At 66.9% G+C, this 26,472-nt stretch carries 23 protein-coding genes; 7 read left to right on the top strand and 16 right to left on the bottom strand.

Annotated elements, in window-relative coordinates; genetic code table 11:
• Nucleotides 1–311: 311 nt before the first annotated feature.
• Nucleotides 312–962 (bottom strand): hypothetical protein, encoded by a 651-nt coding sequence (locus QZH66_RS10185; protein ID WP_305805830.1) that lies wholly within the window; start codon nt 960–962, stop codon nt 312–314.
• A gap of 216 nt (nt 963–1,178) precedes the next feature.
• Between QZH66_RS10185 and QZH66_RS10180 the strand changes: the two genes are divergently transcribed.
• Complete coding sequence (locus tag QZH66_RS10180; RefSeq protein ID WP_305805829.1) at nt 1,179–3,347, top strand: winged helix-turn-helix domain-containing protein; 2,169 nt, start codon at nt 1,179–1,181, stop codon at nt 3,345–3,347.
• 56 nt (nt 3,348–3,403) lie between these two features.
• A complete protein-coding gene (locus QZH66_RS10175) occupies nt 3,404–3,868 on the top strand; it encodes a hypothetical protein (protein WP_305805828.1) in 465 nt (154 codons plus the stop codon).
• Nucleotide 3,869: 1 nt separating this feature from the next.
• On the opposite strand, the gene QZH66_RS10170 is transcribed toward QZH66_RS10175, so the two are convergent.
• The 15 genes from QZH66_RS10170 to rpsB all read right to left on the bottom strand — a co-directional run bounded on the left by QZH66_RS10170 (nt 3,870) and on the right by rpsB (nt 19,917).
• Nucleotides 3,870–4,538 carry a ribonuclease HII gene (locus tag QZH66_RS10170; protein ID WP_305805827.1) on the bottom strand — a complete coding sequence of 223 codons (669 nt, stop codon included), beginning with the start codon at nt 4,536–4,538 and terminating at the stop codon, nt 3,870–3,872.
• A complete protein-coding gene (gene lpxB / locus QZH66_RS10165; protein ID WP_345783842.1) occupies nt 4,535–5,785 on the bottom strand; it encodes a lipid-A-disaccharide synthase in 1,251 nt (416 codons plus the stop codon). The genes QZH66_RS10170 and lpxB overlap by 4 nt, the downstream gene beginning before the upstream one ends.
• Entirely contained in the window at nt 5,782–6,573 is a 792-nt protein-coding gene (lpxA, locus tag QZH66_RS10160) for an acyl-ACP--UDP-N-acetylglucosamine O-acyltransferase (protein WP_305805826.1), read from the bottom strand. Before lpxA ends, lpxB begins: the two co-directional genes overlap by 4 nt.
• A gap of 15 nt (nt 6,574–6,588) precedes the next feature.
• Entirely contained in the window at nt 6,589–7,047 is a 459-nt protein-coding gene (fabZ, locus tag QZH66_RS10155) for a 3-hydroxyacyl-ACP dehydratase FabZ (protein WP_305805825.1), read from the bottom strand.
• On the bottom strand, nt 7,044–8,066 hold the full coding sequence (gene lpxD / locus QZH66_RS10150) for a UDP-3-O-(3-hydroxymyristoyl)glucosamine N-acyltransferase (RefSeq protein WP_305805824.1): 1,023 nt from the start codon (nt 8,064–8,066) through the stop codon (nt 7,044–7,046). Before lpxD ends, fabZ begins: the two co-directional genes overlap by 4 nt.
• 221 nt (nt 8,067–8,287) lie before the next feature.
• Nucleotides 8,288–10,717, bottom strand: a complete 2,430-nt coding sequence (gene bamA / locus QZH66_RS10145) for an outer membrane protein assembly factor BamA (RefSeq protein ID WP_305805823.1) — start codon at nt 10,715–10,717, stop codon at nt 8,288–8,290.
• 71 nt (nt 10,718–10,788) lie between these two features.
• Entirely contained in the window at nt 10,789–12,147 is a 1,359-nt protein-coding gene (rseP, locus tag QZH66_RS10140) for an RIP metalloprotease RseP (RefSeq protein ID WP_305805822.1), read from the bottom strand.
• Between the two features lie 26 nt (nt 12,148–12,173).
• Nucleotides 12,174–13,370, bottom strand: a complete 1,197-nt coding sequence (locus QZH66_RS10135) for a 1-deoxy-D-xylulose-5-phosphate reductoisomerase (protein ID WP_305805821.1) — start codon at nt 13,368–13,370, stop codon at nt 12,174–12,176.
• Nucleotides 13,371–13,372: 2 nt separating this feature from the next.
• Entirely contained in the window at nt 13,373–14,194 is an 822-nt protein-coding gene (locus QZH66_RS10130) for a phosphatidate cytidylyltransferase (protein WP_305805820.1), read from the bottom strand.
• The gene (gene uppS, locus QZH66_RS10125; RefSeq protein WP_305805819.1) at nt 14,191–14,925 is read right to left on the bottom strand and encodes a polyprenyl diphosphate synthase; all 735 of its coding nucleotides are present in this window, start codon (nt 14,923–14,925) and stop codon (nt 14,191–14,193) included. The genes QZH66_RS10130 and uppS overlap by 4 nt, the downstream gene beginning before the upstream one ends.
• 40 nt (nt 14,926–14,965) lie before the next feature.
• Entirely contained in the window at nt 14,966–15,523 is a 558-nt protein-coding gene (gene frr, locus QZH66_RS10120) for a ribosome recycling factor (protein WP_305805818.1), read from the bottom strand.
• 73 nt (nt 15,524–15,596) lie between these two features.
• On the bottom strand, nt 15,597–16,325 hold the full coding sequence (gene pyrH, locus QZH66_RS10115; RefSeq protein ID WP_305805817.1) for a UMP kinase: 729 nt from the start codon (nt 16,323–16,325) through the stop codon (nt 15,597–15,599).
• Nucleotides 16,326–16,434: 109 nt separating this feature from the next.
• The gene (locus tag QZH66_RS10110; protein ID WP_305805816.1) at nt 16,435–17,940 is read right to left on the bottom strand and encodes a GGDEF domain-containing protein; all 1,506 of its coding nucleotides are present in this window, start codon (nt 17,938–17,940) and stop codon (nt 16,435–16,437) included.
• A gap of 159 nt (nt 17,941–18,099) precedes the next feature.
• Nucleotides 18,100–18,975, bottom strand: coding sequence for a translation elongation factor Ts (tsf, locus tag QZH66_RS10105; protein ID WP_305805815.1), 876 nt, complete (start codon nt 18,973–18,975; stop codon nt 18,100–18,102).
• Nucleotides 18,976–19,107: 132 nt separating this feature from the next.
• A complete protein-coding gene (rpsB, locus tag QZH66_RS10100; RefSeq protein ID WP_305805814.1) occupies nt 19,108–19,917 on the bottom strand; it encodes a 30S ribosomal protein S2 in 810 nt (269 codons plus the stop codon).
• A gap of 313 nt (nt 19,918–20,230) precedes the next feature.
• Between rpsB and map the strand changes: the two genes are divergently transcribed.
• From map to dapE, 5 genes are all read left to right on the top strand, one after another.
• Nucleotides 20,231–21,016, top strand: a complete 786-nt coding sequence (gene map / locus QZH66_RS10095) for a type I methionyl aminopeptidase (RefSeq protein WP_305805813.1) — start codon at nt 20,231–20,233, stop codon at nt 21,014–21,016.
• On the top strand, nt 21,013–23,652 hold the full coding sequence (locus QZH66_RS10090) for a [protein-PII] uridylyltransferase (RefSeq protein WP_305805812.1): 2,640 nt from the start codon (nt 21,013–21,015) through the stop codon (nt 23,650–23,652). Before map ends, QZH66_RS10090 begins: the two co-directional genes overlap by 4 nt.
• Nucleotides 23,652–24,761, top strand: a complete 1,110-nt coding sequence (gene dapD / locus QZH66_RS10085) for a 2,3,4,5-tetrahydropyridine-2,6-dicarboxylate N-succinyltransferase (RefSeq protein ID WP_305805811.1) — start codon at nt 23,652–23,654, stop codon at nt 24,759–24,761. The genes QZH66_RS10090 and dapD overlap by 1 nt, the downstream gene beginning before the upstream one ends.
• 220 nt (nt 24,762–24,981) lie before the next feature.
• Entirely contained in the window at nt 24,982–25,341 is a 360-nt protein-coding gene (locus QZH66_RS10080) for an arsenate reductase (protein ID WP_305805810.1), read from the top strand.
• On the top strand, nt 25,338–26,465 hold the full coding sequence (gene dapE, locus QZH66_RS10075) for a succinyl-diaminopimelate desuccinylase (protein WP_305805809.1): 1,128 nt from the start codon (nt 25,338–25,340) through the stop codon (nt 26,463–26,465). The genes QZH66_RS10080 and dapE overlap by 4 nt, the downstream gene beginning before the upstream one ends.
• Nucleotides 26,466–26,472: the final 7 nt, after the last annotated feature.

Below are 26,472 nucleotides of genomic sequence, written 5' to 3'. Positions count from 1 at the left end.
GGCGCCGGCCATTGGCGGCCCCAGCCGGACGCCCGGCTGCGACATGAACGGGCCGCGCGAAGGGAATCGAGGCGGCGCAGGACGGCAGTCGCCGGCAGTACTCGGCAACGCCTGCACCCGGCATCGCCGCCGGAATTACGGTGTCAGGATTGGACGGACCGTCGCGCGCCGCGGGGACCGGTCACAGTGCCGCCGGTCCATGGGCAGGCGATGGCCCGGCTCCTGCCCGCGGCAGCCACCGGGTCAGCTGCCATTGGCGCGGGGCGCCGGGCCGGGAACACGCAGAGGCATGCATCGTTCGCCTCCTGTGCTCAGTGCACGCGGAAGTAGGCCGCCGGTTGCGGCGCATAGCTGCTTTCGCGCACCTGGCGCCGATGCGCGAGCAGGTCGGCTTCGAGCCGGCGCACTTTCAGCCAGATGTCGCGGTTGAACTCGATCTCGTCGTAGCGGCAGCCGCGCGCCTGGGCTTCGAGCTGGCGCAGCCGCCGGTAGTCGAGGAAGTTGGCCACTTCACGGACCAGTTGCGGCCACGCGGTATCGACCACGATGGCATCATCCAGGTGGCCCACGCGCGGCAGCGAGCCGGGGATAAGGTGCCAGCTTTCATGCAGGTAGCCGACCATATGGCGGGCCTCGGGCACCACCTCGTTGGCCGGCTCCCAGTCGTGGTCGCCGAGCATCTGTTCCACCATCTGCGCCTGCTGCAACCGTTGCTGGATGCAGGGGGCGGGCGTGGGGTCGTCGCGACTGTCGTCCAAGGCCCGCGCGGCGGTTGCCAGCTGGTCCGGATCCAGGGGCGGGCGGGTGCGGCCGAGCTGGGCAAGCACCTGGTTGAAGCGGTTCACGTCCTGTGAGGACAGCAGGAATCCATTCAGACGGGTGCGTCGATGTGGACTGTTGAGCATCGGCTGTTCCAGCACCGGGGGCAGGGGATAGCGGTTGGCAAGGGTGGCGGCATACATGGCGGTTCTCCGGTTGGGGGATGCGTCCGGGGCATGCCCGGAATGCGCCACCAGCATCGTCCAGGGCGTAGCATGGGTCACGATGTCTGCAGGAGTTTTCAGACAGGCATTGGGGGCCACTTATGAGGTTTTCATGAGGGTTTTCTGATGGGTTCCACCGCAGGCCCTGGCAGCACAGGTCAGGTACCGGAGCGATACTGTTTTGGCAGCATCGTGGTGGATGCTGTTGCGCACACCCTCAGCCGTGATGGGCAGCCGTATTCACTTGAACCCAAGGCCTTTGCCGTATTGCTGCTGTTGCTGCGCCACGCCGGTGAACTGGTGGAAAGGGACCAGTTGCTGGATGCGGTATGGGGCCACCGGCATGTGACGCCGGGAGTGCTGACCCGCGCCATTGCGCAGTTGCGCTCGGCCCTGGACGACCATCCGCACGCACCGCGCTTTATCCAGACCCAGCATGCAATGGGATACCGCTTTATCGGGGAGCTGCAGCCGGCGCGGACGGCGATGGCCGCCACGGCGTCGCCCTCGGAGGAAACCCTGGCGCTGTCGCTGTTGGATGGGCCGGTGGTCGCGGACGAACCGCTGAACGTGGAGCGTGCTCCCCCGCATGAACACGCCGTGCCAGCGGAAGGGACCCCGCCGCCGGGGCGCGCCGGCGGCGGGTGGTGGAGATGGTTGCGCCAGCGCCGCGGGCGGCTGCTGGTCGGCCTGGCGCTGCTGCTGGCGGTAGGCGGTGGGGTCTGGCACGTGCGCATGCCGCCATCGCCACCGCCATCGCCACCGGTGCGGCACGGTGCGGTGAAGGAAGCCTCGATCGCGGTGATGCCGTTCCGCAGCCTCAGCGACAACGCCGATGACCGCTATTTCGCCGATGGTCTGGCGGTGGAGATGCAAGATGCGCTGGCCCATGTGGCGGGGCTGAAAGTGGCCGCGCCGCAACTGGCCGCGCCTGCCAATGCCACCGGCGAGGATGTGCGCCGCACCGGTCACCGGCTCGGGGTCGCCACGCTGCTCGATGCCACGGTGCGCCGTGACGGGGATCATGTACGCATCAGTGCGCGCCTGTCCGATACCCGCACCGGATTCACGTTATGGAGTGATACCTATGACCGTGAAATCCGTGACGTGTTCGCACTGCAGAGCGAGATTGCCCAGCGGGTGGTGAACGAATTGCTGGGGCGCCTTTCCAAGGACATGCCCGCCCTTGCGCAGCGACTGGCGCCGACCCGCGACGTATCGGCCTATGACGCCTATCTGCGTGGCCTGTCGCTGTTGCAACGACCGGTGGGCGAAACCGGAAACGAACGGGCCATCGGCTATTTCCGCCAGGCGCTGACCCTCGACCCGCATTTTGCCCGGGCCCAGGCCGGTATCTGCCGGGCGGAAATCATGCGCCTGGAAGGGGTCAGCGATGCGGCGGCGTTCGACCGTGCACGGCAGGCGTGTTCGCGTGCCCAGACGATGGATCCGGGCCTGCACGAGGTGAGCCTGGCGATGGCCGAGATCGCGCGGGTCAGCGGCCAGAATGAGCGGGCGCTGGTGCTGTACGGACAGGCGGTCAATGATCCGGCCTTGCGGGCCGATGCCTATGTCGGGCTGGCCCGTACCTACGGCGCGCTCGGGCAGGACGCGCGCGCGCTGGACTACTTCCAGCGCGCGATCGCGGCGCGGCCCAGCGATGCGCATATCTATCGTCTGCTGGGCTACTACCGCTGGCTGCGGGGCGATCTGCCCAAGGCGATCGACGCTTTTGTCACCGCCACCATCCTGCAGCCGGACGACAGCCGGCTGTGGAGCAGCCTGGGCGGGCTGTACCTGGCCCAGGGCGACACCGCGCAGGCCGGGCGGGCGTTCAGCATGTCGCTGTCGATCGAACCCAATGCCGGCGCGCTGACCAATCTGGGCACGATGGAATTCGACCAGGGCAACTATGCCGGGGCGGCGGAGATGTTCCGGCGCGCCACGGTGCTGGAGCCGCAGGACTACCTGCACTGGGGCAACCTGGGCGATGCGCTGGCGGCGCTGCCGGCCACCGCGGCGCAGGCGCAGGCCCCCTATCGGCGGGCGGCGGACCTGGCCCAGCACTATGTCGACGTGCGCCGCGATGATGCCTATGCGCTGGCGCTGCTGTCCTGGTATCGCGCCAATCTGGGCGAACACGAACGTGCACGCGCTGCACTGAGGACGGCACGCCGGCTGGGGACGCAGAGCGCCGAGGTGGCGCTGTGGTGTGCGCAGACCCTGGCGCTGCTGGGGGACGATACCGGCGCACGGATCTGCATCGCCACGGCGCTGAAGGAAGGAATTCCGCGGCAGCGGGTCGATGCCCTGCTGGCGCTGCGGCGGTTCACCGACACGACGGTAAAAACCGCGCAGAAATAGCGCGCCGGAGCTTTCCCTGTCCGTGGCGGCGGACCCTATCGAAGGAGCTTGCTGTCATGTCATACAGATACTGGATCGCTGTCGCGTTGCTGGGTTCGATCACCGGTTGTGCCGCACCGCGGCCCTCGCAGGCGGATGCCGGCGCCGCGCCCGCCTGTTCGGACCAGCTCCCGAAGAAAGGCGTCAGCCGCGTGTATGTCGATATCGACCTGTCGGCCGGCACGCCGGTCGCCTCTGCGCCACTTTGCGTGGTGCGCAGTGGCACCGAGGTGGTGTGGCGGACCCGGAAGGACGAGCTGGTCGCGTTTGAACTGGATTTTGCCGAATCTCCGGGCCGTGCCATCAATCTTTCGCGGGCGCTGCGGACCATGGCCGACACCCGGTTCCATTCGTCCCGCAGCGGCGACCGCCAGCAGCTGGCGATCACCACCCGGCAGGTCACCCAGGAGACCTTGATCAGCTACGACATCCGCACTTCAGCAGGTGGGGTCGATCCGGGGATCAAGATCGTGCCGCAATGAATCAACCGGCGGTGGCCGCAGGCGTGAGGCTGGCGCGTACCGGTGCAAAACTGCGCCGGTGCTGCGGGCAGGGGCCGTGCGCCCGCAGCGCGGCCAGGTGCTGGGGCGTGCCATAGCCCTTGTGCTGGTCGAACCCGTATTCGGGATGCTGCTGGTGCAGTTCCAGCATGCAGCGGTCGCGGCTGACCTTGGCCAGGATCGAGGCGGCCATGATCGCGCGGTCGAGCGCGTCGCCGCCGACGAGGGCTTCGGCCGGGCACGGCAGGCCCGGGGGAATCCTGTTGCCGTCGATACGCGCGAACTGCGCCACATGCGCCACCCCCTCCACCGCGCGGCGCATGCCCAGCAGCGTAGCCTGGTAGATGTTGAGCGTGTCGATCTGGGCTGCGTCCACCAGCACGATGTGGAAGGCGAGGGCGCGTTCGATGATGCGCTGGTAAAGCTGCTCGCGGCGCGGGGCGGTCAGCTGCTTGGAATCGTCCAGGCCGTTGATGCGCGGTTGCGCCGGATCGAACACGACCGCGGCCACCGCGACCGGGCCCGCCAGCGGGCCGCGTCCGGCTTCATCGACACCGGCGACAAAACGGAACGCGGCGTGCGCCACCCCGGGCGCGTCATCAAACAGCGCCAGCGAGGCCGCCTGCGCCGCGCGCGCTATACGCTTGCTCATAGCGGGCCGCCGGAGCGGACCGGCTTTTCCAGCAATTCGGCCACCGCCGCCGCCGCGCTGGCCGAGGCGTTCTGGCGCAATTGCCCATGCAGCTGCAGGTAGCTGGCCTGCAACTGCTCCACCGCTGCAGGGTGTTCGAACCAGTGCAGTACCGCGGCGGCGAGTTTCGGCGGGGTGCAGTCGTGCTGCATCAGTTCCGGGGCAAGATCGCGCCCGGCCAGCACGTTGGGCAGCGCATAGCGGTCCACCTTCAGCAGCCCCAGCGCCTTGACGATGCGGTAGGTGAGCTCGGCCACGCGGTAGCCGACCACCATCGGCCGCTTCACCAGCATGGTCTCCAGGGTGGCGGTGCCGGACGCCAGCAGCACCACGTCAGCGGCGATCATGGCGGTGCGGGCCTGGCCATCGAGCAGATGCGAATGGGCTACCGGCAAGGCCGAGGACGACAGCTGCGTGGCAAGCAGCTGCCTGCAGTTCCGGTTTGCCGCCGGAACCACGATGTGCAGGTCGGGAAACCGCTCGGAGACCTGCCACGCCGCTTCGAAGAACGGCGCGCCCAGACGGCTGATTTCGCCGATGCGGCTGCCCGGCAGCACCGCCAGTACCTTGGCTCTGGGCGGCAGGCCCAGCTGCGCGCGCGCGGCCGCGCGATCGCTCTGCAGGGGAATATCGTCGGCCATCGGGTGGCCGACAAAGCGCGCGTCGATGCCGTGGCGGGCATAGATCGGCGGTTCCATCGGAAACAGGCACAGCACCAGGTCGGCGCTGGCGCCGATTTTCTGCGCGCGCTTCTCGCGCCAGGCCCAGACCGACGGGCTGACGTAATGCACGGTGCGGATGCCACGCTGTTTCAGCCATTTCTCCACGCCGAGATTGAAATCCGGCGCGTCGATGCCGATGAATACATCCGGTTGCCAGGCCAGCACCCGCTCGCGGAATTCGCGGCGCAGTTTCAACAGCCGCGGCAGATGGCGCAGGATTTCGGCCAGTCCCATCAACGACAGTTCGCTGGCGTCGAACCAGGTCTGGCAGCCGGCATTGCGCATGGCGTCCCCGCCGATGCCGGCAAATTCGGCATCGGGATGGAGCCGGCGCAACTCGGCCACCAGTCCGGCGCCCAGCCCATCGCCGGACGCTTCGCCGGCCACCAGCGCGATGCGCGGCGGCCGCTGCCTGGTCACCATCGCGGTGGAGACCGTGGGTGCAGCGGCATTGGCCACGACGGGCGGGTCGATGGATGCCCTCATCGCAACAGCGGCCGGTCGCCACCTTCGATGAAGTCCAGCAGCTGGCGCACGTCCTGGCTGGATTGCGCCTGCGCGCCCAGCTGTTCGCGGGCCTCGGCCAACGGCAGGCCGGCCACGTACAGCGTGCGGTAGGCGCGCTTGATCGCGGCAATGCGCGCGCTGTCGAAGCCGCGGCGCTTGAGCCCTTCGCTGTTGATGCCGCGCGGGCGGCCATGGGTGTCGATGCCGACCATGGTGAACGGCGGCACGTCACCGCCAATCAGTGCGCCCATGCCGAGGAACGCGTGGGCGCCGATACGGCAGAACTGGTGGGCGCCGGCAAAGCCGCTGATGATCACCCAGTCGCCAACGCTGACATGGCCGGCCAGCGTGGTGTTGTTGGAGAACACGCAGTGATTGGCGACGATGCAGTCATGGGCGATATGGGTGTAGGCCAACAGCCAGTTGTCGTCACCAATGCGGGTGACGCCGCCGCCGCCGCCGGTGCCGCGGTTGATGGTGACGAATTCGCGGATCACATTGCGGTCGCCGATCACCAGCTCGGTGCGTTCGCCGCCGAACTTCTTGTCCTGCGGCTCGCCACCAATGGCGGAATGACCGATGAAACGGTTGTCGCGGCCGATGCGGGTCGGGCCATGGATGCTGCAGTGGGGACCGATGGTGGTGCCAGCACCGATCTCGACCTCCGCACCGATCAGGGTGAACGCACCGATTTCCACGCCGGCGCCCAGGCGGGCCGCGGGGTCCACCACGGCCGAGGGATGGATGCGGGGAGCGTTGTCAGTCATCGCAGGCTCCGCGGCTTATTCGCGGGTGCCGGCGCACAGCACTTCGGCGCAGGCGACGATCTCGCCATCGACCTTGGCCTCGCCGTAATACACCGCCATGTTGCGGATCACGCGCTTGACCTGCACATGCAGTTCCAGCACATCGCCCGGCACCACCTGTTTGGTGAAACGGGCGTTGTCGACCTTGACCATGTAGAACAGCTTGGACTGGGCGTCGCGGCCCATCGACAGCTGGGTCAGTACGCCGCCGGCCTGGGCCAGTGCTTCGATGATCAGCACCCCCGGCATGATCGGATGGCCCGGGAAATGTCCCTGGAAAAACGGCTCGTTGATGGAGACGTTCTTGTGCGCGACGATGCGCTTGCCTTCGATGTCGAGCTCGACCACCTTGTCGACCAGCAGAAACGGATAGCGGTGCGGGATCAGCGTCTGGATGGTGCGCACGTCGATGGGCAGTTGATGGCTGGTGTTCATTCTTTCTCCTTGCTCACAGTCGCGACCTGTCTTGCAAGGCTGTCGAGCTGCTTGAAGCGCGCGGCGTTTTTACGCCACGTGCGGGTATCGGTCAACGGGGTGCCGGACGAATATTCGCCCGGCTCATGGATGGAACTGCGGACCACCGATCGGCCGGTGATGACGACGTGGTCGCATATTTCGAGATGGCCGACCACGCCCACGGCACCGCCCAGCAGGCAGTAGCGGCCGATGGTGGCGCTGCCGGCGATGCCGGTGGAGCCGGCGATGGCGCTGTGTGCGCCGATTTTCACGTTGTGGGCGATCTGCACCAGGTTGTCCACGCGCACGTCCTCGTCGAGCACGGTGTCTTCCAGTGCGCCGCGGTCGATGCAGCTGTTGGCGCCGATCTCGCAATCGTCGCCAATGCGCACGCCGCCCAGCTGCGGCACCTTGATCCAGTGGCCGGCGTCCATCGCCAGGCCGAAGCCGTCGGCGCCAAGCACCGCGCCGGGATGGATGCGGACGCGTTTGCCCAGTTTGACCCGCGTCACCAGGGTCACCCGTGCGACCAGTTCGCAGCCGCTATCCAGCACGCAGTCTTCGCCGATCACGCAGCCGGGGCCGATGATGCAGTTGTCCCCGACCACGCTGCGCGCGCCGATGCTGACAAACGGGCCGATATGCGCGCTCGCTGCCACCGAGGCGGACGGGTCGATATGGGCGCCGGGATGGATGCCGGGTTCGCGCACGGGGGCGTGTTCGAACAGCGCGGCGATCTTGGCGAACGTGGTGTAGGGATCCTTGGCGATCAGCGCCGTGGCCGGTGCGGCATCGGCGTCCTCGGCGCGCAGCACCACGATCGCGGCCTGGCTGCCGGCCAGTTGCACGCGATAGCGCGGATTGGCGAGAAAGGTGAGCTGTCCGGGGCCGGCATGGGCGAGGGTGGCGACGCCGTGGATGGCGGTGCTCCCGTCGCCGCGCAGCTGCAGGCCAAAGCGCTCGGCGAGTTCCTGTGCGGTATGGGTCGGAGTATTCACGCCGGGAGTTTAGCGTCTGGAAGTGGCGCGGTCATGCGGCAGGTGTGGGGCACGGGCCGCGCGCAGGCCGGCGTCGGAACGGCGCCGGAATGATTCTGGAGAAGAGCCCCTTGGCAAGGGGGGGGCCGAGGCGGGGATTGGACGGCCAAGGCGCGCCCCCGGGTTTCGCATGGCCAAACCCGGGATGCCCAAGGCGGTGCCTTGGGCGCACAGGCAGTTCGTCAGAACTGCCCGCCGAAGGTGAACTGCAGGCGTTCGATCTCGTCGCCGTCTTCCTTCTTCAGCGGGAACGCGTAGCTGATCGAGATCGGACCGACCGGGGCGCGCCACAGCAAGGCCACGCCGGTGGAGGCACGCAGCTTGTTGGCCTTGAAGTTTTCGGTGCCGTTGAAGACGTTGCCGACGTCGACAAACGCCGAGATGCGCGCCGACGGGCTGTCGAACAGGCGCGGGAAGTAGGCTTCGACCGAACCGACGGTCTTCAGCGAACCGCCCAGCGGTTGGCCCCTGTAATAGCCGCCAATCGTTTCCGAACGCGGGCCCAGCGTGTTGTCCTGGAAGCCGCGCACCGAGTTGGTGCCGCCGGCGTAGAAGTTCTCGAAGAACGGCAACCCGGAGGCCTTGACCTGGCGGTGGTTGGCGGTGGGATTGGTGGCGCAGTCCACGACCTGGGTGGTCGCATAGGAGGTGTCCGTGGCCGGAATCTCGTTCCAGCAGATGTCACGCACCTTGTCCTTGCCGTAGGCGTCGCCGTAGCCGAATTCGGCACGGGTGTTGATCACCAGCGACGGGAGCACCGGCCAGTACTTGGAGAACTGGTAGCTGAGCTTGTAGTACTCCACGGTCGAACCCGGCAGCGTGGTTTCAAAACCGACACGCTGGTAGGCGCCGCGGGTCGGCATCAAGGCGTCGTTGCGGGTGTCGCGCGCCCAGCCCAGCTCGGTGCGCCAGGAATGGAACGTGCGGGTGCCGATGGCGTCGATGTAATCCACGATCGCCTGCGGGGTGTAGCCGGAGTAGGTGGTGATCTGGTTGCTGTCGATGCCGAACATCAGCGAAACGGTATCGTTCTCGGTGATCGGCACGCCGAAGATCATCTGCGCCGCACCGTTGGTGCTGTTGTACTGGGCGGTATTGAAGTCGGAATAGTCCAGTTCGCGCCAGGACAGGTTGTAGCCCAGCGAGACGCCGTCATCGGTGAAGTACGGGTTGGTGTAGGAGAACGCATAGCGCTGCAGGTAGCTGCTGCGCGAGGCCTCGACCGCCACCCGGTTGCCACCGCCCAGGAAGTTGTTCTGCGACAGCTGCACCGAGGTGGTCATGCCGTAGGACTGCGAATAGCCCAGGCCGAACACGAAGCTGCCCGAGGTGGTTTCCTTGACGTTGTAGACCACGTCGACCTGGTCGTTGCTGCCGCTGACGGCAGGCGTCTCCACCTCCACCGATTCGAAATAGCCCAGGCGCTGCAGGCGGATCTTGGAACGGTCGATCGCGGCCTGCGAGTACCAGCTGTTCTCGAACTGGCGCATCTCGCGACGCAACACTTCATCGGACGTGCGGGTATTGCCCTTGAACACGATGCGGCGCACGCCCACGCGCGGACCGGGCACCACCTGCATGTTGATCGCGACAGTGCGGTCTTCGCGGTTGCTGGTCGGCAGCGGGTTCACCTTGGCGAACGCATAGCCGATGTTGGCCAGGCTGTTGGTGATCGCATCGGCGCTGAATTCCAGCAGTGCACGCGAGAACGTGTCGCCCGACTTCTGGATCACCATGCGCTCGACATCTTCCTGCGGCAGCACGGTGTCGCCGGTGACCTTGATCTCGGAGATCTTGTACTTCTCGCCTTCGGTGATGCCGGCGGAGATGAACATGTCGCGCTTGTCGGGGCTGATCGAGACCTGGGTGGAATCGATGCTGAAATCGACATAGCCGCGGTCCAGGTACCAGGAGTTCAGTTTCTCCAGGTCACCGGACATTTTTTCCTTGGAGTACTGGTCGTCGCGGCGGTACCACGAGGCCCAGTTGTGTTCCTTCGACTCCCAGGTGTCGAGGATGTCCTGGGCCGGGAACTTCTCGGCGCCCACCAGGTTGACGTAGCGGATCTTGGCGGCCTTGCCTTCCTTGATCGCGATGGCGACATCGACGCGGTTGCGGTCCAGCGGGCTGACGGTCGGGGTGATCTCGACGTTGTATTTGCCGCGGTCGTTGTACTGGCGACGCAGTTCCTGGGTCACGCGGTCCAGGCTCAGGCGATCAAAGGTGCCGCCTTCGCTCAGGCCGATATCGCTCAGGCCCTTGAGCAGCTGCTCGCTCTTGATGTCCTTGTTGCCGGTCAGGGTCAGCTTGTTGATCGAGGGTCGTTCGCGCACGGTCACCACCAGGATGTTGCCCTGGCGGTCCAGCTGCACGTCCTCGAAGAAACCGGTCTTGTACAGCGCACGGATGGTGTCGGCGACCTTGTCGTCGGTGACCACGTCGCCGCGTTCCACCGGCAGGTAGGTGAACACGGTGCCGGAGGAGATGCGCTGCAGGCCATCGACGCGGATGTCGCTGGCGGTGAACGGTTCGGCGGCCTGTGCCAGCGCTGGAGCTCCGAAACCGGCAGCAAGGGCAAGGGCAAGCAGGCGGCGATTGGGAAGTCGCGTCATGTCACGTCCGGTTGGAGTCGATTTCAATGTTGCGGGGGTGCCGGCGTAAGACGACGACAATATGGAAAAGCTCATCGCGCGATCAGGCTGAGGATGTCGTTGTAGAACGCAAGCCCCATCAACCCGGCCAGCAGCGCCAGACCGATGTACTGGCCGGCGGCCATGGCATGCTCGCTCAACGGGCTGCCCTTGACCAGCTCGATAAGGTAATACAGCAGGTGGCCGCCGTCCAAGACGGGAATCGGCAGCAGGTTGATGATGCACAGGCTCAGCGAGAGCAGGGCGAGGAAATACAGGAACCAGTCGACACCCCGCTTGGCCGAGGCATTGGCCACGCGGGCGATGGTGACCGGGCCGGAAATGTTCTTGATCGAGGCGTGGCCGGTGAGCATCCGCCGCATCATGCCCAGCGAATCGCTGGCCAGGGTGCCGGTTTCGCGCAGCGCGACCGGGATCGCGGCCAGCACGCCGTACTGCTGGCGGGCGTCGTAGGCCGGTGCCTGCCCGGTGAGGAAACCGACACCGAGCAGCCAGCGGCGGCCATCCGGCGCCGAGGGGTCCAGCCGCGGGGTGATCTCCAGGGCCAGCCGTTCGCCAGCGCGTTCGACTTCGAGCATGCCCGGGCCGCCGCGCTCACCCAGCCGCTGTATCAGCGGCGAGACCTGGTCGGCCGATTCGACCTGCTGGCCGTCGATGGCCAGGATGCGGTCGCCGTCGTGTACCACGCCGCTGGCGGGAGAATCGTCCGCCACCCGGTCCACGACCGGCGGCTGCAACCAGAACCGCCAGGTGAACCCGGCCAGCGCCGGCACCTGGCGCTCATCGAAACCGTCGCCCAGCCGCGACAGCGGCAATACCCGGGTGTGGGGCTGGCCGCTGGCATCGACAACGCCGATCCGGGCGTTTTGACCATCCATCGCGGCGGTGGTCATCGCCATGCTGGCTTCGGCCCAGGTCGCGACCGGGCGGTCGTCGATTTCCAGCAAACGGTCGCCGCTGCGGAATCCCGCTTCGGCCGCCATGCCGGTGGTGCGGCCCAGCGTGGCCGAATAATCCTGGCGGCCGATCACGAACATCGCCCACAGCAGCGCCACGCACAGCAGCAGGTTGGCGACCGGGCCGGCGGCCACGATCGCGATGCGCTGCCAGACGGTCTTGTTGTTGAAGGCCACGGCACGCTCGCCGGCCGGCACCTCGACCTCGCGCTCGTCGAGCATCTTGACGTAGCCGCCGAGCGGAATGGCGGCAATGGCGAACTCGGTGCCGGCGCGGTTGCGGCGCGACCACAGCGGTCTGCCGAACCCGACCGAGAACCGCAGCACCTTGACTCCGCATCGGCGCGCCACCCAGTAATGGCCGAATTCGTGGAACGTCACCAGCACGCCAAGGCTGACGACCATCCACCAGACGGAGCCGATGAAGTCAGCCATGGTCAAAGCTCGATTGCGGGCACAGGTCAGACATGCGGGGAGTGGGCGATGGCGGTTTCGGTGAGCTGGCGGGATTGCGCATCGGCCGCCAGCAGGGCCTGCAGTGTATCGGCAGGCGCTCCGGGCAACGTGGACAGGGCGTGTTCCACCAGCGCAGGGATCGACAGGAAGCCGATCCGGCCCTGAAGAAAGGCTGAAACCGCCACTTCATTGGCCGCGTTCAGGATCGCCGGGGCGCTGCCGCCGGCTTCCATCGCCTGCCACGCCAGGCGCAGGCACGGGAATGCCTCGAGGTCGGGCGCCTCGAAATCCAGTCGCCCCTGGCTGAGCAGATCCAGCCCGGCCACGCCCGACTCGATCCGTTGGGGCCAGCCCAGGCCCACCGCCAGGGTGGTGCGCATATCGGGCAGGCCCATCTGGGCCAAGGTGGAACCGTCGATGAATTCCACCAGCGAATGCACCAGGCTCTGCGGGTGCACCAGCACCTCGATGCGCGCGCCGGGAATGTTGAACAGGTGGTGCGCCTCGATGACTTCCAGCCCCTTGTTCATCAAGGTCGCCGAATCGACCGAAATCTTCGGGCCCATCGACCACTTGGGATGGGCCACGGCCTGCGCCGGGGTGACCGAGGCCAGCTGCTCGCGGCGACGGCCGCGGAACGGGCCGCCGGAGGCGGTGAGGATGATGCGCCGTACCCCGGCTTCGGCGCGCGCGTCACGCGAACGCAGGCACTGGAAGATGGCGTTGTGCTCGCTGTCGATCGGGATGATCTCGGCCCCGGCCGCGGCGGCCTCGCGGGTCAGCAGCTCGCCGGCCAGCACCAGCGATTCCTTGTTGGCCAGCAGCAGGCGCTTGCCGGCCCGGGCCGCGGCCAGGGTCGACGACAGCCCCGCGGCGCCGACGATGGCGGCCACCACGGTGTCGCACTGGTCGCTGCCGGCCAGGCTGTCAATCGCCTCGGCGCCGGCGTGGGCCTGTGTTTTCAGGCCGGCGTCGCGCAGCCCGTCGCGCAGGGCGACAAAGCCGGCCGGGTCGGCGATCACCGCATGGTCGGGCTGGTGGCGGCGGCACAGTTCCAGCAGCGCCTGCACATCGCGCCCGGCGGCCAGCACGCTGGCGCGCATCTGCGCCGGGTGGCGGGCGATGACATCCAGCGTGGAGGCGCCGATCGAGCCGGTGGCGCCGAGGATGGCGACTTTTCGCAGAGGAATGTGGCTGTCCATGATCAGAAGCCGAAGATTTCCTTGCCCAGCGCGAATACCGGCAACGCGGCAAGGACACCGTCGATGCGGTCGAGCACGCCGCCATGGCCGGGAATGAGATTGCCCGAATCCTTGGCGCCGGCATGGCGTTTGAGCAGGCTTTCAAACAGGTCGCCCAGTACCGAGGCCAGCACGGCCACGGCGGCCACCAGCATCAGCCCGCCGAGGTGGGGCGGGTCGATGCCGGCGATCCAGCCGAACAGGCCGGCCGCGAGCAGGCCGGCGACCAGTCCGCCGGCCAGGCCTTCGATGGTCTTGTTCGGGCTGATCCGCGGTGCAAGCTTGTGCTTGCCGAGGCTGCGGCCGGCAAAGTAGGCGCCCGAATCGGCCGCCCACACGATCGCCAGTGCGGTCAGCAGCCAGCGGTGGCCCTGGTTCTCGCTGGCATGGATGAGCACCAGGGAGGCCCACGCCGGGACGATGGCCAGGGTGCCGGCGGCCAGCTTGAGCATGCGCGCGGCGCTGTCGGCATTGGCACCGAAATTGAAGAAGCGCAGCCACAGCAGCGCCAGCAGCCACGCGCCGACGCCGATCAGCGCGGCCAGCTGGAACAGCACCAGGCTGCCGCTGGACGCCCAGACCAGCAGCACCATCAGGATCAGGTTGAGCGCCAGCATGATCGTGCGCGGCACGCCATCGACGCCGGACAGCTTCAGCCACTCCCACAGGCCGGTCAGGAACACCAGCGCGGCCAGGGCCGCCAGCCACTGGGTGGGCAACAGCAGGATCGCGCAGATGGCCACCGGAGCCATGATCAGGGCGGCGATGATTCGGGTGCTGGTCATTGAGATGCATTCTCCGCTGCGAGGGCAGCGATCTGGGCACTGGTCAGGCCGAATCGACGTTCGCGCTGCGCGTAGTCATCCAGCGCCTGTTGCAGCACGTGGGCGTCAAATTCCGGCCACAGCACTTCGGTAAACCACAGTTCGGTATACGCCAGCTGCCACAGCAGGAAATTGCTGATGCGGGTATCGCCACCGGTACGGATGAACAGGTCGGGCGCCGGCAGGTCGGCCAGCGCCATGCGGCTGGCCAGCGCCTGCTCGTCGATCTGCTCGGGCAGCAGGCGGCCGGCAGCCACGTCTTCGGCCAGCGAGCGGGCCGCGTGGGCGATGTCCTGGCGCCCGCCATAGCTGGCGGCGATGGACAGCGTCAACGTGCGGTTGTCGCGGGTGAGCTGCTCGGCGCGCTGCATCCTGTGCAGGATGCCGGCGCCGAAGCGGCTGCGTTCGCCGATGAAGCGCACCCGCACGGCGCGCCGGTGCAGCTCGTCGACTTCGCGGTCGAGCGCGCCCAGGAACAGTTTCATCAGCGCATCGACTTCCTGCTGCGGGCGCCCCCAGTTTTCACTGGAGAAGGCGAACAGGGTCAGTGCGGCAATGCCGCGCTCCAGGCAGAAATCGATAGTGCGATTGACCGCGCGTGCGCCGGCACGGTGGCCGATGACACGCGGCCGCCGCCGCTGCTGCGCCCAACGGCCATTGCCATCCATGATGATGGCAAGGTGGCTGGGCACGCGCGGAGCACTGTCGCTGGACTTGGCCGACGACACCGGCTCAGACCGCCATCAGTTCCTGTTCCTTCAGCTTGACCACTTCGTCGACGTCCTTGATCGCCTTGTCGGTCAGCTTCTGGATTTCGTCCTGGGTGCGGCGCTCCTCATCCTCGGTGATGCTCTTGTCCTTGAGCAGCTTGGCAACTTCCTGGTTGGCGTCGCGGCGGATGTTGCGGATGGCGACCTTGCTTTCTTCGCCTTCCTTGCTCACCGACTTGGCCAGTTCCTTGCGGCGCTCTTCGGTCAGCGGCGGCAGGTTCAGGCGGATCACCGTGCCGATCGTGGTCGGGGTGATGCCGATGTCCGAGGCGTAGATCGCCTTTTCCACTTCCTTGATCATGCCCTTGTCGAACAGGGTGATGACCAGCGAGCGGCCTTCGGACACGCTGATGCTGGCCACCTGGTTCAACGGGGTTTCCGTACCGTAGGCGCGGACCTTGATCCCATCCAGCAGCGCCGGCGAGGCGCGACCGGTGCGGATCGAGGTGAGGGAGTGACGCAGAGCATCGATGCTCTTGGTCATGCGCGCCTGCGCGTCTTGCTTGATGTCGTTGATCATCGCCGAAATCCTGGATGTTTCCGTAATCGGTCGATTATAGGCGAATACCTGTATCCACCGGACCGCGCGCGCCTCAGTGGCTGTCGCGGCCCTGGACCAGGGTGCCGATATTGTGGCCATGCAGGATCTTCAGCAGTTCGCCGGGCTGGCTCATGTCGAACACGCGCAACGGCAGGTCGCTGTCGCGGGCCAGGGCGAAGGCGGCCGTGTCCATCACTTCCAGGCCACGCTTGATCACCTGGTCGTAGGACAGGGTGTCGAAGCGGACCGCGTCGGCGTGCTTGTTCGGGTCCTTGTCGTACACGCCGTCGACCTTGGTGGCCTTGAGCAGCAGGTCGGCGCCGATTTCGATCGCGCGCAGGGCCGCGCCCGAATCGGTGGTGAAGAACGGGGTGCCGACGCCGGCGGCGAAAATCACCAGCCGACCCTTTTCCAGGTGGCGGATCGCGCGGCGGCGGATGTAGTCCTCGCACACGTCGTTGATCTTGATCGCGCTCATCACCCGCGCCTTGGCGCCGAGCTTTTCCAGTGCGTCCTGCATCGCCAGGGCATTGATGACCGTGGCCAGCATGCCCATCTGGTCGCCGGTGACGCGGTCCATGCCGCCCGCGGCCAGGCCCGCGCCGCGGAAGATGTTGCCACCGCCGATGACCAGGGCCACCTCGGCACCGGCCTGCTGCGCTTCAATCACTTCGCGCGCCAGACGGTTGATCACTTTGGGGTCGATGCCGTAATCCTCGTCTCCCATCAGCGCCTCCCCGGAAAGTTTCAGAAGAATGCGGCGGTAGGCGAGTTTGGACATGGTGACCTCAGGTGGCGGAGAAAGCGCGCAAATTCTAACGGATCACGGGGTTTTCCGGCGCTGGCGGTGTTGCATTGCAGCGATATATCCGTGCCGTGCCGCCAGTGGTTCAGCGCGCAGCAGGTTGCGGCTCCGGTACCCGCGCGATTACCCGGTTGCGGCCCAGGTCTTTGGAGCGGTACAGCGCGTCATCGGCCGCCTTGAGCAGCGCCTGGACATTGTCAAAGCGCTCGTAGGCGCCATGGGTGGCGACGCCTGCCGAAAAAGTGACATGGATCGGGGCGCCGTCGACGTCGGCCATGACGGTGTTCGAGGTGTTGGCCAGGACGCGGCGGACCACGTCCACCGCGGCGGCTTCGGCCGTGCCCGGCAGCAGGACGATGAACTCCTCGCCGCCGAAGCGGGCCACGATGTCGCTGCCGCGCAGCAGCTCCTGCAGCCTGCCGGCAAACGCACGCAGCACCTGGTCACCGGTCAGGTGGCCGTGGACGTCGTTGATCTTCTTGAAATCGTCCAGATCGATGAAAGCGATCGACAGCGGGGAGTTCTGCCGGATGGCGCGGGTGAACTCCTGTTCCAGCACCGTTTCAAGCTGGCGCCGGTTGAGCACGCCGGTCAGCGCATCAAGGTGGGCCTGTTCGGACAGCCGGTGGGCACGGGCTTCGAACTCGTTGGCGCGCTGCTGCGCCAATGAGGCGTCCTGCAGTTCGCGCAGGTTGCGCAACGCGACCAGCTCGCTGGCATGTTCAATCAGGTGCAGGACGCGCGCCGGGGACGGCACCGGGGTGTCGAACAGCGCGCCGATGTCCGGCAGCAGCTGGCTGATCTGGGCAAGGATCTGGTCGAGCCGGGCGCTGTCCAGCTGCAGCTCTTCATGGACCTTGCGCAGTGCTTCGGCGCGGCATGCATCGGCGTCATCGTGCAGCCAGATATCGGCCACGCAGCCTGACAGGGCGACGCAATGCTGGAAGGTGTCCTGCGGTTGACGGGGTGGTTCGCTGGTGGCGATGGCATCGACCAGATAGCGCGGCAGATTCCATTGCTCGGCAATCTGCGCGCCGATGGCGGCGTGATTGCATTGCAGCAGTGCCTGCTCGCGGGCCAGCAGTTCTTCGTTGCTGCGGGCGCTGGCCACCAGGTCGCAATAAGGCTCGGGCTGCAGTTGCAGCATCGCAAGGATGCCGATGTCCTGGAGCAGGCCGGCCAGCATCAGCTCTTCGCTGCGGCGCACGCCGCAGGCACTGCCCAGGAAGCGTGCCGCCAGCGCGCACAGGATGCTGCGGCGCCAGGTCTTCTCATGCGAGTCCCCGGCGGGAAATCCATCGCGCAAGGCGCGCGCAACCGAAAACCCCAGGGCCAGTTGCAAGGTCGCGTTGAGCCCGAGCATGGTCAACGCCTGGCCGAGATTCTCGATCCGGCGACGGCTGGCATACAGCGGCGAATTGGCGATGCGCAACATGCGTGCGCTCAGCGCCATGTCCAGCGCGATCACATCGGCGGCGGTGGCGATATCTGTTTCCGGATCCTGGGCCAGCTCGATGATGCGCAAGGCCACGCCGGGCGGGGAGGGCAGGTCGCGGCACAGTGCCAGGGCGGTGGTCAGCTCGGGGGACATGGCGGGCAGTCGAGTGGCATTCCCCGCAGAATACAGGTGTGCTCCTAAGAAAGCATTCAGGTCACACTTTTACCGAGGCTGGGCGCGCGCATTGACGACGTGCAGATGCGGAAAAGCCGCGGAGGTCCGCGGCTTTTCCGGTGCAACATGAAGCGTGGATCAGACCTGCATCGCCTTGGCGACTTCGGCGGCGTAGTCTTCCACCACCTTCTCGATGCCTTCGCCCACGGCCAGACGCTGGAAGCCGACCACGTCGGCGCCGGCGGCCTTGAGCACCTGCTCGACCGTCTGGTTGGTATCCAGCACGTAGGGCTGGCCGTACAGGGTGACTTCGTTGACGATCTTGGCGATCTTGCCGCTGATGATCTTCTCCAGGATGTCGGCCGGCTTGGACTTGTCCTTGTCGGACATCTTGGCCAGCTCGATTTCCTTTTCCTTGGCAACAAACTCGGCCGGCACATCGGCGGGCTTGTTGTGCGGCGGGTTCATCGCCGCCACGTGCATGGCCAGGCCACGGGCCAGTTCTTCATTGCCGCCGGCCAGCTCGACCAGCACGCCGATGCGGCCGCCATGCACGTAGGCGGCAACGTGGTTGCTGGTGTCCAGGCGCGCCATGCGGCGGATCTGCATGTTTTCGCCGAGCTTGGCGATGGCCGCCGCGCGGGATTCCTCGATGGTTTCGCCGGAAGCCAGCTTGGCGCTCTTCAGCACCTCCACATCGGCGGCGCCGGAGGCCAGGGCGACCTGGGCAACGGTATCGATGAACTTCAGGAAGTTCTCGTCCTTGGCGACGAAGTCGGTCTCGGAGTTGATCTCGACCAGCACGGCCTTGCCGCCTTCCTGGGCCGCGGCGATGCGGCCTTCAGCGGTGACGCGATCGGCCTTCTTGTCAGCCTTGGCCAGACCCGACTTGCGCAGCCATTCGGCCGCGGTGTCGATGTCGCCGTTGTTTTCGACGAGCGCCTTCTTGCACTCCATCATGCCGGCGCCGGTGCGCTCGCGCAGTTCCTTGACCAGGGAAGCAGTGATTTCCATGGAATTTCCTCGGTGAGAAAGTGATAGGCCGGCAATGGTTGCCGGCCGGTGTTACAGGACCCTGTCAGTGCCTGGCGCGGTGGGGCGCAGGTGCAGGGGAGCGGGCGCTGCAAGCGCGCCCACTGGACCGGATCAGGCCGAAGCTTCGTCGCCCTTGGCGGCGGCAGCCTTCTTGGCCGGGGCGCGGCGGGCCGGCTTGGCTTCTTCGCCAGCAGCGGCGCTGGTGAACTCTTCTTCACGCACGGAAGCGGAGTTCGGCGCAGCGGCCTTGCCTTCCAGCACGGCGTCGGCCGCGGCACGGGCATACAGCTGCACCGCACGGATGGCGTCGTCGTTGCCCGGGATGGGGTAATCGACCAGTTCCGGGTTGTAGTTGGTGTCGACCACGGCGATCACCGGAATGCCGAGCTTCTTGGCTTCCTTGATGGCGATGTCTTCATGGCCGATGTCGATGACGAAGATCGCGTCGGGCAGACGGCTCATTTCCTTGATGCCGCCCAGCGATGCTTCCAGCTTGTCGCGCTCGCGGCGCAGGCCCAGCACTTCGTGCTTGACCAGCTTGTTGAAGCTGCCGTCGGTTTCACCGGCTTCCAGCTCCTTCAGGCGCGCCACCGACTTCTTCACCGTGGCGAAGTTGGTCAGGGTGCCGCCCAGCCAACGCTGGTTCATGAACGGCATGCCGCAACGCTCGGCTTCCTCGCGCATCGACTCGCGGGCGCTGCGCTTGGTGCCCAGGAACAGGATCGTGCCGCGCTTCTGGGCAACGGACGAGATGAAGTTCATCGCGTCGTTGAACAGCGGAACGGTCTTTTCCAGGTTGATGATGTGGATCTTGCCGCGGGCGCCGAAAATGTACTGGCCCATCTTCGGGTTCCAGTAACGGGTCTGGTGGCCGAAATGGACGCCGGCTTCCAGCATCTGACGCATGGTGACCTGGGGCATGGAAAAACTCCTTGATAGGGAACCGGCCGCCATGAATGGGATGAGGCGACTCGCCGTAGGGGCGGAGGTTCCGGGGTTGGGCTTCCCTGCCGCTTCCGTGACCGAACCCTTTTCAGGGCACCCCGGCACGGAGATGGGCGACAGGTGTGTATTCACCGGTGACGCCCGGTGTTGGCGGCGAGGCAGCCCCCGGATGAGGGCGCCTCAGCCGCGGAAGTATAGGGCGCGGCGGGGTTGCAGGCAAATCCGTTCCCGGACGGGATCAGCACGGGCGCCTGGCTGCTCCGTTCAGGCAGGCGCGCGATGGGTGATAATGGCCGGCATGAGCGTGAATCTTAAAACCCCAGAAGAAATCGGGAAGATGCGCATCGCCGGCCGCCTGGCCGCCGAAGTGCTCGACCTTGTCGGCCAGTATGTGAAGCCGGGCGTCACCACCGAAGAGCTGGACCGCATCTGCCACGACCACATCATCAATGTGCAAAAGGCGATCCCGGCCAACGTCGGCTACCGCGGTTTCCCCAAGACGGTGTGCACGTCGGTCAACAACGTGATCTGCCACGGCATTCCCAGCGAGTCCAAGGTCCTGAAGGAAGGCGACATCATCAATATCGATGTCACCGTGATCAAGGATGGCTGGCATGGCGACACCAGTCGCATGTATTACGCCGGTACTCCCTCGGTGATGGCCAAACGGCTGGTGGATACCACGTTTGAAGCCATGTGGCGCGGCATCCGCGTGGTAAAGCCGGGCGCGACCCTGGGCGACGTCGGCCATGCGATCCAGGCGTACGCCGAAGCCGAGCGTTTTTCGGTGGTGCGCGAATACTGCGGCCACGGCATCGGCAAGATCTACCATGACGAGCCGCAGGTGCTGCATTACGGCCGTCCGGGCGAGGGCCTGGTGCTGAAGCCGGGCATGACCTTCACCATCGAGCCGATGATCAATGAAGGCACCCGCCACACCAAGGTGCTGCCTGACGGCTGGACCGTGGTCACCAAGGACCGCAAGCTTTCGGCGCAGTGGGAACACACGATCGCCGTGACCGAAGATGGCGTGGAAGTGCTGACGCTGTCGCCGGGTCAATCGCCGCAGGCATGACGGTGGTGCCGGCGAGCCCGGTTCCGGACGCGCCGGCCGGCCCTGCCGGTGACGGCGAGTGGGCCGCGATTGCGCGGCAGTCGCTGGAACACGCTGACGCCCGCCTGTTCAGGCGCTTCGACCAGGCCGACCCGATCGAGCGCTTGCTGGCGCTGCGCGCGCGCGCCGTGGATCATCTAATGAAGCTGGCCTGGCAGCGCTGCATCCCCGCCGATGCCGGGCTGTCGCTGTTCGCGGTGGGCGGCTACGGCCGCGGCGAGCTGTTCCCGTATTCGGACGTCGACCTGCTGGTGCTGGGCGAAAGCCACTGCCAGCGGCAGCATGAGGATGCGCTGGCGCGGCTGTTCGCCCTGCTGTGGGATTCGGGCATGCCGGCCAGTCATGCGGTGCGTTCGGCCGCGCAGTGCACCGAGGCGGCGGCCGACCAGACCGTGCTGACGGCGCTGATCGAGGCGCGCCCGGTGGTGGCTGGCGTCGCCGCGCAACGGGCATTGGCACAGGCGGTGCTGCCGGTGCGGGTGTGGCCGGCGCGCGACTACTTCCTGGCCAAACGCGAGGAATTGCTGGCGCGCCACCAGCGCTTCGGCGATACCGCCGACAACCTGGAGCCGGACCTCAAGGATGGCCCGGGCGGGCTGCGCGATCTCAATACGCTGGGCTGGATGGCGCTGCGCAGCTTTGGCGTGAGTGACGTCGAAGCGCTGGTCGGGCTGGGCCATCTGGGGATCGACGAGGCGGCCGCGCTCAAGCGTGAGCGCGCAGTGCTGGCACGGCTGCGGTTCGGCTTGCACCTGGTCGCCCAGCGTGCGGAAGAACGGCTGCGGTTCGATTACCAGAAGGCATTGGCCGAGCGCATGGGGTTTGTCGACGACGGCGAAAGCCTGGCGGTCGAAAAGATGATGCAGGGCTTCTATCGCAGCGCCGCGGTGGTCCGCCGCGTCAGCGACCGGCTGTTGCAGCGCTTCGAGGAACAGTTTGACGGCGAGGCGCTGCCCGAACCGGTCGGCGACGGTTTCTCGCTGCGCCGCGGTTATCTCTCGGCCGACGATCCGCAGTGGCCGCATGGCGATGTCAGCCGTATTTTCGCCCTGTTCGCCTGCTGGGCACGAACCCCGGCGGTGCGCGGGCTGCATTCGCTGACCGCGCGTGGATTGGCCGAAATGCTTGACGAGATCCCCGCCTACGGCGAGGTGGCGCAGGCGGTGCGCGAGCAGTTCATCGCGCTGATGCGCGGCCCGCAGGCGGTGGAAACAGTGGCGCGGATGGCGCGGCTGGGCGTGCTCGGGCAGTGGATTCCGGCCTTCGCGCAGGTCTCCGGGCGCATGCAGTTCGACCTGTTCCATGTCTACACCGTCGACCAGCACACGCTGATGGTGTTGCGCAATATCGGCACCTTTGCCGGTGCGCGCGCCAATGACCGTTTCTCGATCGCGCATGAAGTGTGGCCGCGGCTGCGCAAGCCGGAGCTGCTGCTGCTGGCCGGGCTGTTCCACGATATCGCCAAGGGCCGCGGCGGCGACCATTCCGAACTCGGCGCCGACGATGCGCGCCAGTTCTGCCTGGCGCACGGCCTCGGCGCTTCCGATACCGGGCTGGTGACGTGGCTGGTGGCCCAGCATCTGCGCATGTCGATCACCGCGCAGAAACAAGACATCGCCGATCCGGATGTGATCCATGCCTTCGCCCGCCTGGTCGGCACCCGCGACCGGCTCGACTACCTGTATCTGCTGACCTGTGCCGATATCGCCGGCACCAGTCCGAAATTGTGGAATGCGTGGAAGGACCGGTTGCTGGCCGATCTGTTCTTCGCCACCCGCCGTGCGTTGCGCGAAGGGCTGGAGCATCCGGTGCCCGAGGCCGAGCGGGTGCAGGAAGCCCGCGACAGCGTACGCGAACATATGCGCGCCGCCGGCTATGACGATGCCACCATCGAGCGCCAGTTCGCGACGATGCCTGACGAGGGCTTTGTGCGCTTCCGGCCCGAGCAGCAGGCCTGGCAGGCGGCGGCGCTGGTGGAGGTGCGGCCCGGTGAAACCCTGGTCAAGGTGCGGCGGATCACCGCCGACGGCAATGCACTGGAAGTATTTGTGCATTCCCCCGATCGCGACGGCCTGTTCGCCGCGATCGTGATGACCCTGGACCGCAAGGGCTATGGCATCCACCGCGCGCGGGTGCTGGACGGCCCGCAGGGCACCATTTTCGATACGTTCGAAGTGACGCCGGCCGATGTGTTTGCCGATGGCGATACCGCCGCGCTCGAAGCCGCCTTGCGCCGGGCGCTGGCCGGCGACCTCAACCGGCTGCGACCGGCGCGGCGGGTGATGCCGCGGCAGCTGCGCCATTTCAAATTCGCCCCGCGCATCGAGATTTCCGATGCCGGCGAGGCGCGCCGCACGGTGTTGACCCTGATCGCCCCGGACCGTCCCGGTCTGCTGGCGGATGTGGCCTACGTGCTGCGCGACCAGCGGCTGCGCGTACAGGATGCGCGCATCGCCACCTTTGGCGAACGCGCCGAAGACCAGTTCCAGCTCACCGATCGCCACGATCGCCCCCTTGTTGAAGCTTCCCGGCAGGCGCTGCGCGCCGCGTTGACCGCTTGCCTGGACCCCGAAAAAAAGCCTGGAGATCCCCACTGATGGCTATCAAACCCGCCGCCAAGAAGTCCACTGCCAAGAAGCGCCCGCCGGCCAAGAAAGTCGCGGCAGGGAAGTCGCCGACCAAACCGGCAGTGGTCAAGAAAGCGGCCGCCACCACGGCGGCAACGAGCAAGGTCGCAGCCCGGAAGGATGCCGCCGGCAAGGCCGCCAGCCAACGCCCGGCGCCGAAGACGGCCGCCGTTGCCAGGCCGGCACTGGTGCGTGCCAGCGCCGAGGTGATTGCGCGCAAGAGCCTGCGCAAGGCGCCGGCGGCAGGCGTGGCGGAACTGAGGTTCGGAATCGAGAGCGCCTTCGAGCGCCGCGCGATGCTGACCATGGATGAAGTGGAGGGTTCGACCCGGCCGCTGGTCAACCGCGTCATCGACGGGCTGGAGTCGGGCGAGTTCCGCGTCGCCGAGCCGGATGGCCACGGTGGCTGGCAGGTCAACGAATGGCTGAAAAAAGCGGTGCTGCTGTACTTCCGGGTCAATGACATGGCCGTGGTGGAGGCGCGCCCGGCGCCGTTCTGGGACAAGGTGGAGTCGCGCTTTGCCGGTTATGGCGAAGCGGCGTTCCGCAAGGCGGGCGTGCGCGTGGTGCCGGGGGCGATCGCCCGCCGCGGCACGTTCTTCGGCAAGGACGTGGTGCTGATGCCCAGCTTCACCAACATCGGGGCGCACGTGGGCGAGGGCACCATGGTGGACACCTGGGCCACGGTCGGCTCGTGCGCGCAGATCGGCAAGCATTGCCACCTGTCCGGCGGCGCCGGCATCGGCGGCGTGCTGGAACCGCTGCAGGCCAGCCCGACCATCATCGAGGACCACTGCTTCATCGGTGCCCGTTCGGAAGTGGTCGAAGGCGTGGTGGTCGGCCACCACAGCGTGATCGGCATGGGCGTGTTCCTCAGCCAGAGCACCCGCATCTACAACCGCGCCACCGGCGAAGTCAGCTACGGCTATGTGCCGCCGTACAGCGTGGTGGTATCCGGCTCGCTGCCATCCAAGGACGGCTCGCACTCGCTGTATTGCGCGGTGATCGTCAAGCAGGTCGATGCGCGTACCCGCAGCAAGACCAGCGTGAATGATCTGTTGCGCGGGTTGGCGGACTGATCAAGCGGCTGGCGGGGCCGTTTCCTTCTCCCGCATGCGGGAGAAGGTGCCCCGAAGAGGCGGCCTGACGCCGCCCCTCACCCCCAGCCCCCACTTCGTGCCCCGGCCCCCGCGCCGACGCGAGGGCGCTCTGCCAGTCGCGAACCTCTGGTTCGCAAGCGCCCCGGGTTCGCCCCGCAAGCGGGAGAGGGGCTTTGTCATGCGAGCTTTGGATTCCAGAATGACCACGATCTACGGACTCAAGAACTGCGACACCTGCAAGAAGGCCACCAGGTGGCTGGACCGCTTCAACGTCGCCTACACCTTCGTCGATTACCGCGACAGCAAACCCACGCCGGAAACCCTGAGCGAGTGGGCGGCCAAGGCGGGCGGCTTCGAGGCGATGATTAACAAGTCCTCCACCACCTGGCGGCAGTTGCCGGAGAACCGCAAGGCCGCCGCCTCCGCTGCCGAATGGAAGCTGTTGCTGCGCGAGTATCCGCAGCTGATCAAGCGGCCGCTGGTGATCACCGACGATGGCGTGCTGAGCCAGGGGTTCAGCGACAACGGTTTCAAGCAGCGGTTCGGAGTCGGTGCATGAACGATGTGCTGGCGCTGACCTGTGCGCTGATCGCCCGGCCCTCGGTCACCCCAGACGATGCCGGGTGCCAGCCGCTGCTGGCCGGGCGCCTGCACGCGGCCGGCTTCGCCTGTGAGCACCTGCGCCTGGGCGAGGTCGACAATCTGTGGGCCACCCATGGCAGCGGCTCGCCGGTGCTGGTGCTGCTCGGCCATACCGATGTGGTGCCGAGCGGCCCGCGCGAAGCCTGGAGCAGCGATCCGTTCGTGCCCGAGGTGCGCGATGGCGTGTTGTATGGCCGCGGCGCGGCCGACATGAAGGGCAGCGTGGCGGCGTTCGTGGTGGCCGCCGAACAGTTCGTCGCCGCCCACCCGGACCATCCCGGCACGCTGGCGGTGCTGCTGACCAGCGATGAGGAAGGCGATGCCCTGGACGGCGTGCGCCACGTGGCCCGACTGTTGCGCGAACGCGGGCAGCCGATCGACTGGTGCATCACCGGCGAGCCGTCGTCCACCGCGACGCTGGGCGACCTGCTGCGCGTCGGCCGTCGCGGCAGCCTGTCGGCCAGGCTGCGGATCAAGGGCGTGCAGGGGCACGTGGCCTATCCGGACAAGGCCCGCAATCCGATCCACCTGGCCGCACCGGCGCTGGCCGAACTGGCCGCGCGGTACTGGGATGACGGCTACGAAAGCTTTCCGCCGACCAGCCTGCAGATCTCCAACATCAACGGCGGCACCGGCGCCAACAACGTGATTCCCGGCGAGCTGCAGGTGATGTTCAACCTGCGCTACAACCCGCACTGGAGCGCGCAGCGGCTGGAGGCGGAGATCGTCGCGCTGCTGGATCGCCACGGGCTGGACTACGAGTTGCACTGGCATCGCAGCGGGGAGCCGTTCTACACCCCCGAGGGGCGGCTGCGCAGCGTGGCGCGCCAGGTGCTGGGCGAGTTTGCCGGTCATCCGCCGGAGGAAAGCACCGGCGGCGGCACCTCCGATGCGCGCTTCATCGCCCCGCTCGGTGCCCAGTGCATCGAGGTGGGCCCGGTGAATGCCAGCATCCACCAGGTGGACGAGAACGTGCGGGTAGCCGATCTGGAGGCGTTGCCCGAGCTGTACCGGCGCCTGGTCGAGCGATTGCTGGCCTGAGGTCCGG

The sequence above is a fragment of the Stenotrophomonas sp. YIM B06876 genome, from assembly GCF_030711595.1.
Classification (GTDB): Bacteria; Pseudomonadota; Gammaproteobacteria; order Xanthomonadales; family Xanthomonadaceae; genus Stenotrophomonas.
Note: the sequence above shows the minus strand (reverse complement) of the source record. Positions and strands in the feature narration are given on the sequence as shown.

Coding starts and splice junctions, on each gene's coding strand:
- QZH66_RS10090 (WP_305805812.1), top strand. CDS start 21,013: ATGACGGTGGTGCCGGCGAGCCCGGTTCCGGACGCGCCGGCCGGCCCT.
- QZH66_RS10135 (WP_305805821.1), bottom strand. CDS start 13,370: ATGGACAGCCACATTCCTCTGCGAAAAGTCGCCATCCTCGGCGCCACC.
- dapD (WP_305805811.1), top strand. CDS start 23,652: ATGGCTATCAAACCCGCCGCCAAGAAGTCCACTGCCAAGAAGCGCCCG.
- fabZ (WP_305805825.1), bottom strand. CDS start 7,047: ATGAACACCAGCCATCAACTGCCCATCGACGTGCGCACCATCCAGACG.
- QZH66_RS10170 (WP_305805827.1), bottom strand. CDS start 4,538: ATGAGCAAGCGTATAGCGCGCGCGGCGCAGGCGGCCTCGCTGGCGCTG.
- QZH66_RS10110 (WP_305805816.1), bottom strand. CDS start 17,940: ATGTCCCCCGAGCTGACCACCGCCCTGGCACTGTGCCGCGACCTGCCC.
- lpxB (WP_345783842.1), bottom strand. CDS start 5,785: ATGAGGGCATCCATCGACCCGCCCGTCGTGGCCAATGCCGCTGCACCC.
- dapE (WP_305805809.1), top strand. CDS start 25,338: ATGAACGATGTGCTGGCGCTGACCTGTGCGCTGATCGCCCGGCCCTCG.
- frr (WP_305805818.1), bottom strand. CDS start 15,523: ATGATCAACGACATCAAGCAAGACGCGCAGGCGCGCATGACCAAGAGC.
- QZH66_RS10080 (WP_305805810.1), top strand. CDS start 24,982: ATGACCACGATCTACGGACTCAAGAACTGCGACACCTGCAAGAAGGCC.
- map (WP_305805813.1), top strand. CDS start 20,231: ATGGCCGGCATGAGCGTGAATCTTAAAACCCCAGAAGAAATCGGGAAG.
- bamA (WP_305805823.1), bottom strand. CDS start 10,717: ATGACGCGACTTCCCAATCGCCGCCTGCTTGCCCTTGCCCTTGCTGCC.
- pyrH (WP_305805817.1), bottom strand. CDS start 16,325: ATGTCCAAACTCGCCTACCGCCGCATTCTTCTGAAACTTTCCGGGGAG.
- QZH66_RS10185 (WP_305805830.1), bottom strand. CDS start 962: ATGTATGCCGCCACCCTTGCCAACCGCTATCCCCTGCCCCCGGTGCTG.
- tsf (WP_305805815.1), bottom strand. CDS start 18,975: ATGGAAATCACTGCTTCCCTGGTCAAGGAACTGCGCGAGCGCACCGGC.
- lpxA (WP_305805826.1), bottom strand. CDS start 6,573: ATGACTGACAACGCTCCCCGCATCCATCCCTCGGCCGTGGTGGACCCC.
- rpsB (WP_305805814.1), bottom strand. CDS start 19,917: ATGCCCCAGGTCACCATGCGTCAGATGCTGGAAGCCGGCGTCCATTTC.
- rseP (WP_305805822.1), bottom strand. CDS start 12,147: ATGGCTGACTTCATCGGCTCCGTCTGGTGGATGGTCGTCAGCCTTGGC.
- QZH66_RS10175 (WP_305805828.1), top strand. CDS start 3,404: ATGTCATACAGATACTGGATCGCTGTCGCGTTGCTGGGTTCGATCACC.
- QZH66_RS10130 (WP_305805820.1), bottom strand. CDS start 14,194: ATGACCAGCACCCGAATCATCGCCGCCCTGATCATGGCTCCGGTGGCC.